At 60.5% G+C, this 12,566-nt stretch carries 8 protein-coding genes; 3 read left to right on the top strand and 5 right to left on the bottom strand.

What is annotated here, in order from left to right; all coding sequences use genetic code 11:
* Positions 1 to 14: 14 nt before the first annotated feature.
* Entirely contained in the window at positions 15 to 953 is a 939-nt protein-coding gene (locus SFUM_RS09030) for an REP-associated tyrosine transposase (RefSeq protein WP_011698605.1), read from the bottom strand.
* A gap of 329 nt (positions 954 to 1,282) precedes the next feature.
* Between SFUM_RS09030 and SFUM_RS09025 the strand changes: the two genes are divergently transcribed.
* Complete coding sequence (locus tag SFUM_RS09025; protein ID WP_150109469.1) at positions 1,283 to 1,693, top strand: hypothetical protein; 411 nt, start codon at positions 1,283 to 1,285, stop codon at positions 1,691 to 1,693.
* 415 nt (positions 1,694 to 2,108) lie between these two features.
* Here SFUM_RS09025 and SFUM_RS09020 read toward each other — a convergent pair whose 3' ends face one another.
* A complete protein-coding gene (locus SFUM_RS09020) occupies positions 2,109 to 3,869 on the bottom strand; it encodes a hypothetical protein (RefSeq protein ID WP_041440206.1) in 1,761 nt (586 codons plus the stop codon).
* Between the two features lie 668 nt (positions 3,870 to 4,537).
* Between SFUM_RS09020 and SFUM_RS09015 the strand changes: the two genes are divergently transcribed.
* A complete protein-coding gene (locus SFUM_RS09015; RefSeq protein WP_011698602.1) occupies positions 4,538 to 6,142 on the top strand; it encodes an alginate export family protein in 1,605 nt (534 codons plus the stop codon).
* Positions 6,143 to 6,256: 114 nt separating this feature from the next.
* Here the strand turns inward: SFUM_RS09015 and SFUM_RS09010 are convergent, their stop codons facing one another.
* From SFUM_RS09010 to SFUM_RS09000, 3 genes are all read right to left on the bottom strand, one after another.
* A complete protein-coding gene (locus SFUM_RS09010; RefSeq protein ID WP_011698601.1) occupies positions 6,257 to 7,399 on the bottom strand; it encodes a radical SAM protein in 1,143 nt (380 codons plus the stop codon).
* 378 nt (positions 7,400 to 7,777) lie between these two features.
* Positions 7,778 to 8,176, bottom strand: coding sequence for an Hsp20/alpha crystallin family protein (locus tag SFUM_RS09005; RefSeq protein ID WP_011698600.1), 399 nt, complete (start codon positions 8,174 to 8,176; stop codon positions 7,778 to 7,780).
* Positions 8,177 to 8,238: 62 nt separating this feature from the next.
* Positions 8,239 to 8,697: an Hsp20/alpha crystallin family protein gene (locus tag SFUM_RS09000; RefSeq protein WP_011698599.1), complete on the bottom strand. Its 459-nt coding sequence runs from the start codon at positions 8,695 to 8,697 to the stop codon at positions 8,239 to 8,241.
* 280 nt (positions 8,698 to 8,977) lie between these two features.
* On the opposite strand from SFUM_RS09000, the gene SFUM_RS08995 reads away from it, so the two are divergent.
* On the top strand, positions 8,978 to 12,466 hold the full coding sequence (locus SFUM_RS08995; RefSeq protein ID WP_011698598.1) for a UvrD-helicase domain-containing protein: 3,489 nt from the start codon (positions 8,978 to 8,980) through the stop codon (positions 12,464 to 12,466).
* Positions 12,467 to 12,566 lie beyond the last annotated feature (100 nt).

Below are 12,566 nucleotides of genomic sequence, written 5' to 3'. Positions count from 1 at the left end.
CAAACCTACACTTTTCACTTTTGGAGTCTTGATATCAGTTCCTCCACCGACTCTCGCAGGCTCTGGTCCTCCCCTACGGCCTCCGCGACCCGCCGGCTCATCTGAGTGACCGCCGAAAGCCCGATCCCGAATTCAGCCCCGATTTCAGCCAGAGTGCACCCGCTGTACCGATGGCAAAGGTAGATGCTTATCCGTCGAGCCTTCCGGCGGTCAGTTGGATACCTTTCTTCCACGGCTTTGCGAATCGCCTTCGGAGAAGGCCCGGGAAGGAGTCGGGACAAGGCGGGCAATTCACGATCCGGAAGGATTTCTTCAAGAAATCGCTCTTTGACCGATTTCACGAACGATTTGCTTCCCATGATCGTTGCCGCCAGCACATTCATTAGAGGGCCGGGATGATCTTCCACTTTGGAGCACTCCACGAAACCCCGGTATTCTGCCTCGGCCCTCGTAGCCCTCGATCCGAACAGGGACAGAATGAGACTCCGGTTGAGCCACGTAGGCGAATGCGTCAGACCGCAGTAGGCCCGATAGCTCGACCACCTGTAGTCGCCAGGCGTCGCGGAGATCCCGGCACGGACGGGGTTGAGGTGGATGTAACGCGAAAGCTCCCGTACATATTCGTCTTTGTCGACGAGGATAGCTTTATAACGACCCTGAAACAAATGCCCGGGACGCTGGTGCTTCAGATTGAAATAGGTGGTATAGGCTCCGTTGATGTGTCCCATGATCCGCGACAGGTTTCCGAGAGGAGTCTCAACCAGCAGATGGTAATGGTTTGGCATCAGGCAGTAGAGGTGGACCTGCGCTCCATAGCGGACAGTAGCCGAGTCCAGGTAGGACAGGAATCGCTCCCGATCCGCTCCGTCCAGAAAAACCTCCTTGCGCTCATTTCCTCTGGACGTCACATGATAAAATGCTCCGGGATACTCTATGCGCAGTGAACGCGCCATGGTCCAGTCTCTCTCCCTTCCGTGCTTCATACATATGGAATATTATAATACACTTTGCCACCTTTCTCGCCATAACTGTAAAAATGTAGCTTTGACATCTGATTATTACAACAGGATGTGACGGCGCAATAACTATTTTCTTGTCCGGAGATACTGGAAATCAGTCGATTGGGTGATGATCTGGGCTGTACGAATGGTGGGGGATTTTTTTATAGCCCGAAATGTGAAAAGTGTAGGTTTGACCCCAAGTTACTTGACAGGCCCGGGGAAAAATGGCTTCAATGGACAGGAAGAAAAGAGCGGCCGGGCAGAGAACAGGGAGGGGAGATATGAAGCGCAAGGCGGTGTTTCGGCTGGTGGTCACGCGTCGCGAGACCATGTACGTCCAGGACCGGTTCGATCATTCCATGATGCTGGTGGAGATGGAAGGCGAGCCCATCGAATACCAGGTGGGCGTGGCCGGGGAATTCATATCCCGTCGCAGCGTAACGTTTCACGACCGGGTTCGCGGCACGGGGACGACGAAAGGATACTCGATCACAACCTTTCAGGACGGCTCGGTTTCCACGACGTTTGAGGGGGGGCGGGACGCGGCCACCAGGCTCACGACCGGGACGTGGACGGTTCTCAGAGGCACGGGCAAGCTGGCCAACATCAGGGGCAGCGGGCGGTTCACCGTGCGGGAGAGAAAGGAGCAGCACGACTTTGTCCTGGAAATGGAAGGCGACTACGAACTGTAAATGGCTGCAGGGTTATGTTATGCCATGAGCCGAAAAGTAAGCATCCGGTAAACCCCACCTGCCGAAAGAAAGGGGGGTGAGCACAACGGTCCGTGCTCACCCCCGTAAGCCTGTGGCCGGCGGCGTGGGCATTGCCGCGCCCATGCCGCCTGAATGCCCGCCCGTGCGGGTGGGCACCGCCCGGCAATCCATTTTTATGAGCCGATTGACTGAATACCCGCCCGTGCGGGCGCGCACCGTTACGTTCCTTTTTGCATTGGCTGGATGGGGCGCGCCGCACGTTCGTGCCTGGCTGCCTCCTGGAGGGCCGGCCTTTCCCGAGGCATCGCTTTTAATGTCCAACCGGCGGCGGCAGGCCGCGCGCCCCTCGAAAGGGAGCGACCGGCAACGATCCCGCCTCCGAAGCGCGACTCCTCTACTGTTTCTTTGCCTGTTTCTCCGCGTCGGGCTTGGCGGCGACGTTCAGGCTGTAGCTGAAGATGGTGCTCCTGGAGTCGTATACCTTGAGCAAGTCCTTCGCGTTCACCTGGCTGACCACGAGTTGCTGCGTGTTGTCCCCGCTGAAGTCCCCGATCCGGAGCGCGGTAACCATGCCGTTGATGTCGCGCGTCTTCCAGTTCTCGACCATGCCGAGCTGATCCCACGAGAAGGAGACGATCTCGCCCCGGTCGTAAAATTTCATCGACTCGGGGAGGAACTTGTCCGCGGCGGTGGTGTTCCTGGTGAGCACGATTTCGGGGATGCCGTCCTTGTTGATGTCGGTGACCAGGATCGGCGACGGGACGACCGCCATCTCGACCATGTTGTACCGGCGGTCTTCCACCTTGCCCTCGAACGTGTTCGTGGTAGCGCAATATACGCTGTAGTTCTTCCAGATCTGGTCGCCGGCCGTATTCAGGATGATGAGATTGTGAGACGAATCGACAAGAATGATCTCATCCATCTTGTCGTTGTTGATGTCCGCCTTGGCGAAGTTGAAAACATTGCACCGTTTCGGCAGGTTCGCCGAGCCCATGGGGACCACGGAATTGCCGCGCAGAGCCATTTCGTACACGTCGCCCTTGAAGGCCTTGTCGGACGTGCCGCCTTTCTCCTGACCGATCAGGATTTTGCCCCTGGTGCCCATGTTCACCGCGTTGAGCAGGTAGGGAACATTCTGGGCCACCATCTGCAGCTTCCCGCCTTCCAAGCTGAGCACAAAGGAAGAAACGTCCTGCACGAAGCCCATGCTTCCCTTGGCGGAGTCGGTCTGGGCCGTCGATGTGGTGTTGCGCTTGCGCAGGTTGGTGACGAAGATCTTGCCTCTGCCCTCCCGGGCCATGTCGACAACGCAAACCCAGACAAAACGGTCGATCTTGAGACCGCTGTGCATGGCGACGACCTTGAGTCCCTGGTATTCCTTGCGGTAGACGGTCAGTTTGTCGTGGGTGATGGCGACCATTTCCACGCGTCCGTCGCCGTCGAGGTCGCCGATATCCATTCCGAGGATCCCGCCCTGCAGGGTCTGGCTCGCCCAGAGCCCGGACTGTCGCAGCGCCCCATCGGGAGTCACCTCGATGAAATTGGGATTCAAATAGGAAATCTTGTCGGAGCTCATCATGGTCCCGGCCACCAGGAACTCGGGGTTGCGGGTGGCGAGGAGCTCGGCTTCGCCGGCGGCGGCTTCCTGGACCTTTTCGCCCGGCCTGGCAAAAACTTTCTGGTTGATCTGCTGGGCGAAGGCGTTGATCTGCGGGATGACCTCATCCATTTTGGCCTGTGTGGAGAGGCTGATCGGGTCGCCCTTTCCGCTCACCGGCACCATCCGCGCATCGATGCTGATCGCCTGTCCCAGTGCGGTGATGCTCCCGTAGAGCACGTAGTCGGCCCTGAGCGTATTGCCGATCTTCATGGCTTCGGCCGGGGACAGGTCGGACTTGGGCGAGCGGACCGCCTGGTCCGTCACCGAGCGGTCCAGAACCTGGACCTTTCCCTGCCAGGCGAGACGGGAAGTGAGCATGTCCCGGACGCCGCTCTGCAGGTAAGCCAGGTCGCTCGGGGCATGCATGGTGAACGGCAGAACCGCGACCTTTACGGGCCCGGCCTGCGACTCGGCGCTCCAGGCCGCCGGCGCGCACGGACCCGACAGCACCAGAGCGAGAATAAGCAAATACCCTAACAAGACTTTTCTATTCATCGGTACTTCTCCTCTTAGACGATTCCTTGGCGATTCGCCCTGCTCGAACGCTTGCGTTCGGGTTTTTTCAAAGCCATTTACCATACCCCATTCCTCCTGCTTTGCAAATGACAAAACCGCCGAGTGACGGCGGCGATGCCGTGGTCCGGGGCAAAGCACCGCGCGCCGTGAAAACGGAGAAGGATATAATGTCCGCAGACCCATCGGCGTCCAGACAGATGCGGGTCCGCGACGGCCGAAGCCGAAGTCCGACCCGGGCAATCCATTTGCGCGCAACTCCCGCATCTCCCTTTTCCAAGGGATAAGCTTTTGAGAACCGCAACGAGCGGACTCCGGCCGAGAAAACGCTTGTGCCGGCGTGCCGCGACCATTCGTGGGCGTCGGAAGGGGAGAGCCTCGCCACGTTCCCCGAATGGAAATAATGTATACGGAAACCGGCAATCCGCCGTTTGACGGATACTTGTTGGCAGTTGGAAAAAAGTGCGTGTTCGAGCTGCTTTTAGCTTGACATTCAAATTAGTTCCACTGTAGATTGCGACGAAAGTGATACTAGGGGCAAAGTATTAACCTTTTGGCTGAAAGGAGGTGGGAACGACGCAAAGTGGCTTCGTACAAGGGCTAAGTTCGAGAAACATGTGTACAAATGCTAGCTTTTGAGGAGGAAAGAGATGAAGAAGAATCTTGCGATTTTGACGGCGTTGCTTCTGGTTGTCGCATTTGCGATGCCGGCCGTCGCCGCCGTTGAGTTCAAGTACGGCGGTCAGTGGCGTACCCGCTGGGCCTCGGGGGACAACATCTATGACGGCACCAACAGCATGGGTGAGTTCCAGGACGCCCACGGGATGACGCACTACACCGACGACGACAACCGGAATTTCATCGATCAGAGGCTGCGCCTCTATTTCAGCTTCATCGCCAGCGAGAACCTGAAGGTGGTCACGAAGTTTGAAATGGGCGACACGGTGTGGGGCGATGCCGGCAGCACGAAGGGCGGCCGCGTTGGCGCTGACCAGGTGCTCGTCGAGCTCAAGAACGCTTACGTGGAATTCAACGTTCCCTGTACGCCGACCACCGCCGTCATCGGTATCCAGACCCTGACCCTGCTGGATTCCTGGATTGTCGACGACGATTTCTCCGCGGCGGTCGCGGTGACCAAGCTGGATCCGTTCAAGATCACCGTCGGTTATGTCGGTGGCCAGAACGGCGGTGTGAGCCTCGCCGGCGACATGCCGTATACCGATCCCAGCCGGAACGTGGACGATCTGTTCCTGTCCCTCGATTACAAGAACGGGCCATGGAAGGGATCGTTGGTGTTCTTTTATCAGAACGCCCACAACACCGCTGCCAGCATCGATCCCAGCACGTTGTCCACGCCTGCCCCCGGATTGTGGGGTAATGCGGACAGCAATTTCTTCCCCGTCATCAACTGGCTCGGCACGGACTACAACCTTGGGGTTGAGAACAACCAGTTGTTCGACATCGGTATCAACCTGAGCTACAAGATCGACTGGTTGAGCGCGTATGTGAACTTCGTGAAGAACCTGGGCAGCGTGGACGGCGTCCTTCTGGGTGCAGGTCCCGGCTCGCCTGAGTTCAGCTCCGATTACACCGGCTGGATGATCGACGCCGGCGTCAGCTACTACTGCGGTCCTTACACCTTCAACCTGGGCGGTTTCTACACGACCGGTCCCGAGTTCCACAAGGGCTACAACGGCGACAACTGGGCCAACGAACTGCTGGTTCAGAACGATGATGTTTCCTGGTTTACCTATCCGCTCGCAACCGCCAAGTACTTCTCGGAAATCATCGGCGGCGGCGTGCTGGGTGACGACAGGTACGCGTATCGCGGGTTTGCGGACAGCAACCTGGCCGGCCAGGGCGTTGGCCAGTTCCGCACGATGTACTGGAGAGGCTACGGCTTCCCGTCCAACCTGTGGACCATTACCGCGGGTGCCGCATGGCAGGTGGCCGAGAAGACCAAGATCAGCGCCTCCTACTGGTACTTCGGGACCTCCGAAGAAGTTCCTGTCAGGTACAATCCCCTTGCCCGCAATGGGGTGGGGCAGTATGAATTCTCCAACAGCATCGGCCACGAGCTCAACCTGTACATCGATCAGGGTATCGTTGACGGCTTGAACCTGACCCTCGTTGGCGCTTATCTCATCGCCGACGATGCGTTCTGCCCGGTTCCCGCCACGAACTCTTCTTCGTACACGAGCAACATGGCTGACAACGCGTGGGAACTTGGCGCGCGTTTGCAGTGGAACTTCTAAGCTTTACCTGCTGATTTGAGGTAAACGGCCCGGGTGGTTCGCCACCCGGGTTTTTTTATTGGGTGTGCGCCCGGCGGCAGGGTAAAGGGAAGTCCGTCGGACAGAACATCGCCGCTATATATACCGGTCCGCAAGCTCGGTGATGAGCTTTTCCAGGTCGCCGCCCGTCTGCTGCACCAATTCTTTCATGGCCAGTTGAAGCCTTCCCCGCATGACGGGATCATTCAGATCGTCGAGAGACACAAGCGCTCCCCCGCGCCGGCCCAGCCTGTAAAGTTGCCGTTCTTCAAGCGGCAGCGCCAGGTAGCGGTCGATGGTCGCGAGCATCGCCGGCTTGTCCTGGGGAAACCTGCCTTCCACGTCCTGAAGCAGATTCATGATGTGATCGGAAGCCAAAGTGCTGTGAATGCCGTCCAGGGTCTCGATGAAGAGGCGTATCTCCCTGACGACGTCATCGTCGGACAGGGGGACGAAACGGCCCTCCGCCTTGTCCTTGTAAAGCGGCGCGCGCGGCGGTATCCGCAGGCTGCGCAGGCGGATGAAATGGGGGTCTATGGCGTTCAGCACCCGCGCCGATTCGACGGCGTGTTCCTCTGACATCGCGACTCCGCCGAGCCCCGGCATGATGTATTCGGAGAGCTCCATGCCGGCTTCGATCACCCTGCGCCCCCCTTCGATGTGCTGGGCCGCGGTGGTGCCCTTCTTGACGAATTCCAGCACGCGATCCGCGCCGCTTTCCATGCCCACATGGATGCGGTCGAGACCGGCGGCCCGCATTTCCTTCAAGTCCTCGACACGCTTTCGAGCGAGCGTGCTGCTGCGGGCGTAGGACGTGATACGGGTGATGCCCGGGACCTTGCTCCTCAGGTACTGCAGGGCGGCGATCAGCATGGGGGAGGGGAGCATCAGGCTGTTGGCGTCCTGGATGAAGACGGTCCCGTTTCCGACGATGTGCCAATAGGCCACGTGGCGGAAGCAATCGTTGTGAGAAGGATCGCTGAAAACGGCGCTCAGCACCTCGCGGTTCATTGCCCCGGCGAACCCGAGGGAAAAGGAGAGCTTTTTCAACGCCTCGATGATTTCGAAAACGGCGTCGATATCCTGCTTGATTTCCTCGAGGGATCGCCGGCTGAATTCCCTGCGCTTGTAGACCGGGCAGAACGTGCACTTGTTCCAGGGGCAATTCCGGGTGAATCGAAGGAGCAGACTGCCCGCTTCACTGGGAGGCCTGATGGGGCCCTGTTCGAACGATGCCATGGTTTCCCTCTCTCATGGGGTCAAACCTACACTTTTCACATTTCTCCATGAACCGGCGGCTCACAACGAACGATGAAAATACTTCAGGTCGAGGATATTATCACACAAATTGCCCTTCCCGGGGCACCCTTGAATGACGAAAATCGTCCCCCGGCGACGCAACTCGAGGCCGCTTGATTTCTACTCACCATGTAACCGCACGGTCCGGGGGGCTTCGGCCGTGGCTGCGCGGGCGACGGGCGACGGTTGTCGGTCAGGTTCGCGATGGCCCGGGATGCCGCCGTGGCTGCGCGGGGGACGGGCTCCCCCGGCGGGCCACGTGGAAAAAAAAGCCGGTCAAAGGACGGTCGACCGGCGCTGAAAGGCGAATTGCCGTGCTCACCCGGTTTTGACGGTAATCTTGCGCGGCTTGTTGATGTCGGCCTTGGGCAAGGTCAGGGTCAGGACCCCATCCTTTATCGCGGCTTCTATCCTGGCCTGGTCTATGGTTCTTCCCAGCGCGAACTGGCGGTAGTAATCTCCAATTTCGTATTCCTGGGCGAGCAGGCGCTCCTTTGTGTCCGGGAGATCGATCGAGCCGCGAACGGTGAGTTGATTGTCGCGCACGTCGATGGTGACGTTTTCCGCGGAGACTCCGGGCATATCGGCGACGAGGGTGAGTGCGTCGTCCGATTCGTAAATGTCCACGGCGGGAATGAAAAGCGGCAGATCGCGGGTGCTCTCTCCTTCCGCCTTGTGCTCAACCTTTTCTCTGGCCTGCATTTCCTTTTCGGTCATGTTACCAACCCTCCTCACTATGCCGAAGCGCATCGGATCACGGCACAGCCGTGCCCGGGCTCTCAGTCGGATTTGACTGTGATCTGTTTGGGGAGCGCTTCCCGCGCCTTGGGCAGGACGATCGAGAGGACTCCGTTCCGGCAGACCGCGCTGACGCCCTCGGGATCGATCCTGACAGGCAATGCCACGATGCGGCGAAAACTGCCGCCCTCCCGTTCCCGGCGATGGTAATTGACACCCTCCCCGGTCTTGTCCAGCTTGCGTTCGCCTCGAATCATCAGGGCATCCCCTTCGACGGAGACTTCCATGTCCGCGGCCTGAATCCCCGGGAGCTCGGCGCGGATGTACAGGTTCTCCTCGTCCTCGCTCACGTTGATGGGCGGAAAAACCGCGGCCCGCAGAGATCCTCCCCGGCCGGAAAAATCCGAGAAAATACGGTTCACTTCCCTCTGTAACCGCTCCATCGCCTGGCCCGCCCGAGGAGTGGATTCAGGGCGATCGTACCAGCGGATCACTGCCATATCTACCCTCCTTTCCTATGAAAAAACAAGCTATTGGGGTTGTGCATGGAAACTAATATTTCCCTTGAATACTGTCAAGCCGCTTTGCTGCAACAAGGACAAGCGGTACAAAGCGGTTTGCAGGTTCCTGCATTGACATTTCTCAAAGCGGCGTCTAAAAATCGAGGCTGGTTCCAGGGAAGGTTCCCGGTTCGGAGCGCTGTTGCGCGTCCGGGAACAAACACCGGCACTCGCGCCGGTGAAGGCGAATCGTCTCGAAGCAATCGCGTGGAGCAGCGAAATGCGTGCAAAGGGGGCAGTCTTCGGAGCACTGTCCGATGCCGAACAACGTGCGCGGTCTCTCGATCCGTCCGGGAGCTTTCATCTCGAAGCCCCGGCCGGTTCCGGCAAGACGTTCCTGCTCACCGCCCGTTTCCTGCGTCTGCTCGGCCTGGTGGAACACCCGCAGCAGATCCTGGCCATGACGTTTACCAACAAGGCCGCGAGCGAAATGCGGGAAAGGGTGTGCCGATATTTGCAGCGCGCGAAGCGCGGCGAGCGTCCCGAGGCCGAGCCGGACGGCGAACTGCTCGATGCCGCCGCGAAGGCACTGGCACGCCACCAAGCCCACGAACCGCTCCTCATGGGAGGCGAGTTGCTGCGCATTCAGACCTTCCATTCGTTCTGCCATGCGCTGGCGGCCCAGGCCCCCCTCGAAGCGGGCATCGCACCCGGCTCGACCCTGATGGCGGAGCCGGAGCAGACCTTTTTCCTCCGGGAAGTGATCGACGATACACTGCGGGAGGTTGCGCTCCGCCGGCCTGAGGATCCCTGCCGCACGGCCCTGGAAAGCCGGCTGCTCTACCTGAACAATTCCTGGTGGCTGCTGGCCGCGGAGATGGAGGGCCTGATGCAACGCCGGGAGGTCCTCTACGACCTGACGGCGGCACTTGACCGAACGCGGACCGAGGACTACGCCGCACGGGCCGTCCGGGAGCTGGTTGAAGTCGAGCTCAGGGCGTTGCGCGGCGCGTTTGCAGGGAGCCCTCTGGGGAAGGCCTGGGGTTCCTTTATCGAGGATCTCGAAAACCGGGGAGCCTCGGCCGGCACGGAGCTTCCCCGCCCGGTGCCCGGGGCGACGTGGGAAGAACTGCCCCAGTGGCGGCGCATTGCCGATGCGCTGCTCACGAAAGCCGGTGCGCCGAGGAAGAGCTTCGGTCCTGCGAGCGGTTTCTATTCAGGGTTCGGGAAAACGCCATGGTGCAACTTGGTCCGGGAACTGGAGGGAGATACCGCCGACCGGCTGCACCGCATCCGGGAACTCCCCGTCAAGGAGGCATCCAGGCCGGATGCGGAGACGCTCTTCGACCTCATTCTCCTGCTTCACGCGATCATCGAGGCCTATGACGAACGCTGCCGCAGCCGCCGGCTCCTCGATTTTTCGGCCCTTGAAATGGCGGCCCTGAGGTTGTTCGACCAGGTCCGGCCCTCAGACCTCCAGCTTCTGCTCGATCACCGGGTAAGGCACGTGCTCGTGGACGAATTCCAGGATACGAGCCGTCAGCAGTGGCGACTGCTGCGGCACTTGTTCGAAGGCTGGGAGGCCGGCGACGCAAAAACGCTGTTCGTGGTGGGCGATCCGAAACAGTCGATCTATGCGTTCCGCAAGGCAGAGGTGATGCTGTTCACCGAAGCCAAGAACGGATTGCCCATCGACGAACACCGACGGCTTCCGCTGGAGTCGCTCGTTCTCAGCACCAATTTCCGCTCTCAGCCTCACCTCATCCAATGGGCCAACGGGCTGTTCGGACAAACGGTAATGAGAGACCCCAGGCCGGAGATCGATGAAGTCCCGTTCATTCCGTCCGTTGCTTCCCCCGCCACCCGCCCGGTGGAATGCCCGGAACCTCCGGAGCTGGCGCTCTTCAACGGCTGGCCGGCTCCGGCCGCGGCGCGGCGGCGGGAGGCGGAGTGGCTGGCCCGGAACGTCTGGGAGGAAACCAGGGAAAGTCCGGACACGCGAATCGGTGTCCTGCTGTTTGCGAGAACGCACCTGGCGACCTACCTGGAAGCCTTTCAACGCTGGAAAGTTCCCGTCCAGGTGGCCGAGGGGCTGAAGCTCCTGGAACGCCCGGAGGTGAAGTATCTCCGGCAGCTGTGCCGCGCCCTGGTGTTGCCCCATGACGATCTCGCCTGGGCTTCGCAGCTTCACAGTCCCTGGCTGGTGCTGGGGTTCGACGATCTTTACGCCGTTTCCCTCGAAACCGGGGATTCCTGGGTCGAGAAGATCCGGTCCTTTGCACAGAAGGACGAACGGGTTGCGGGCTTCTGGAATGGCCTGGAGGCGGCCAGACGGCATCTCGGCCACGAACCGCTCGCGGATGTCATGGAAATCGCCTGGCTCGACCTGGGCGGCGCGCGCATCGTTTCGCAACGCTGGGGCGGCCGCGGCCTGGCATGCTGCCGTCGCTTCTTTCAGCTGATCCGGGAGGCGGAAACGCACGAACCGGTCGAGACACTCCGGCGCCTCGAAGAGCTCCTGGAAAACGCATACGAGCCGGTGGACCCGGAAACGGCGCGATCCGGGGTGTCGGTCATGACGGTGCACCGCGCCAAGGGCCTGGAATTCGATTCCGTGTACCTGCCGTTTCTGGATTGGAACCCGGTCGTTCGGCAGAGAAGCTCCCAGCAGCCGTATCTGCTCGAACGCGTGCCGGGATCGGGCGAGCTTTTCCTGCTCGCAGCCCACCCCGACCGGCTGAAGGGGGAGCCCGATCCGCTCTTTTCGTGGCTTGCGCGCCTGCAGGCGGATCGCGCGTGGGGGGAGGCGAAACGTCTCTTCTACGTGGCGGTGACGCGATCCCGAACCCGGCTCCACTTGAGCGGCGTTGTTCCCCTGAGGAAGAGCAGCGAAGAGTTGATTTTTCCGCCAAAGTGTCCCCTTGCATGGCTGAACGAGCATTTCGACTTCTCCGAATCGCCTGGGGCTCAAGGCTTCTCACTTCCCGAGGGTTCCGAAGGCGGGGAGGTCCCTGCCGCCTGGCGTCGGGAATGGAGCGCCGGGGGGGACGCGCTTCGGGTTCTCGTCGAACCGGCGCCGTCGAAGCCTCCCGCCGGCGCAGCGGAAACGTACGAACCGGTGGAGATTCACCCGGCGGCGTTCGAGCGCGAGCGGCCCCTCTTCAGAATCACCAGCCCGTCGTCGCTCGCACTCCCGTACGACGAAGAAGAGGGCGAGGAGGATTTTGAGCCCTCCGCTCCGTGGGAATCTCCGGAAACCTTGCCGCGTCTTCGAGGCACCCTCGTCCATCGTTTGCTGGCGGATTTTGCCTGCGGGCGGAAACTGCCCTCCATCGAGGCGATCCGTTCCCGGCTCGGCAGGGAAGGGATGGATGCCGAGGGGGCGGGGGAGACGGCCCGTTCCGTCCTGGCGGAAGTGGAGCGCTGTCTTGAGGACCCCTGGCTCAGTCCGTGCTTCGCTCTTCCCCCGGACCTGCTTTTCGTCGAATATTCCCTGGAGAGTCTCCATGATCCCCGGGAACTCCTCTCGGGCAAAATCGACCTCGCGGCGTATCTCGACGGCAGATGGCGCCTGATCGACTACAAGACCTCTCGCGGGAAGGCCGGGGAATCGGCGGAAACGCTCTGCCGGAGGGAGTTGGAGCGCTATGCTCCCCAGTTGGCGGCGTATCGTCAAATGTGGGCCCGGCTCAGAGGCGTCGAAGAAGGGGAAGTGGAGATTTACGTTTACCTGACCGCATTCAACCTGCACCGGAAGTCGGCGGATTAGGGGCGCGGCGCGGCTCGCCCATCCATCGGGGCGGTTCGGCGCCGGGCGCCGGCTCCGAGATTTCGTGCTGCCGATCATCCAAGTCACGTGTTACGGGTGT

This window comes from Syntrophobacter fumaroxidans MPOB (assembly GCF_000014965.1).
GTDB classification, from domain to species: domain Bacteria; phylum Desulfobacterota; class Syntrophobacteria; order Syntrophobacterales; family Syntrophobacteraceae; genus Syntrophobacter; species Syntrophobacter fumaroxidans.
This window is presented reverse-complemented; position numbering and strand designations above follow the sequence as displayed.

Coding starts and splice junctions, on each gene's coding strand:
- SFUM_RS09025 (WP_150109469.1), top strand. CDS start 1,283: ATGAAGCGCAAGGCGGTGTTTCGGCTGGTGGTCACGCGTCGCGAGACC.
- SFUM_RS09030 (WP_011698605.1), bottom strand. CDS start 953: ATGGCGCGTTCACTGCGCATAGAGTATCCCGGAGCATTTTATCATGTG.
- SFUM_RS09000 (WP_011698599.1), bottom strand. CDS start 8,697: ATGGCAGTGATCCGCTGGTACGATCGCCCTGAATCCACTCCTCGGGCG.
- SFUM_RS09020 (WP_041440206.1), bottom strand. CDS start 3,869: ATGAATAGAAAAGTCTTGTTAGGGTATTTGCTTATTCTCGCTCTGGTG.
- SFUM_RS09015 (WP_011698602.1), top strand. CDS start 4,538: ATGAAGAAGAATCTTGCGATTTTGACGGCGTTGCTTCTGGTTGTCGCA.
- SFUM_RS09005 (WP_011698600.1), bottom strand. CDS start 8,176: ATGACCGAAAAGGAAATGCAGGCCAGAGAAAAGGTTGAGCACAAGGCG.
- SFUM_RS08995 (WP_011698598.1), top strand. CDS start 8,978: ATGCGTGCAAAGGGGGCAGTCTTCGGAGCACTGTCCGATGCCGAACAA.
- SFUM_RS09010 (WP_011698601.1), bottom strand. CDS start 7,399: ATGGCATCGTTCGAACAGGGCCCCATCAGGCCTCCCAGTGAAGCGGGC.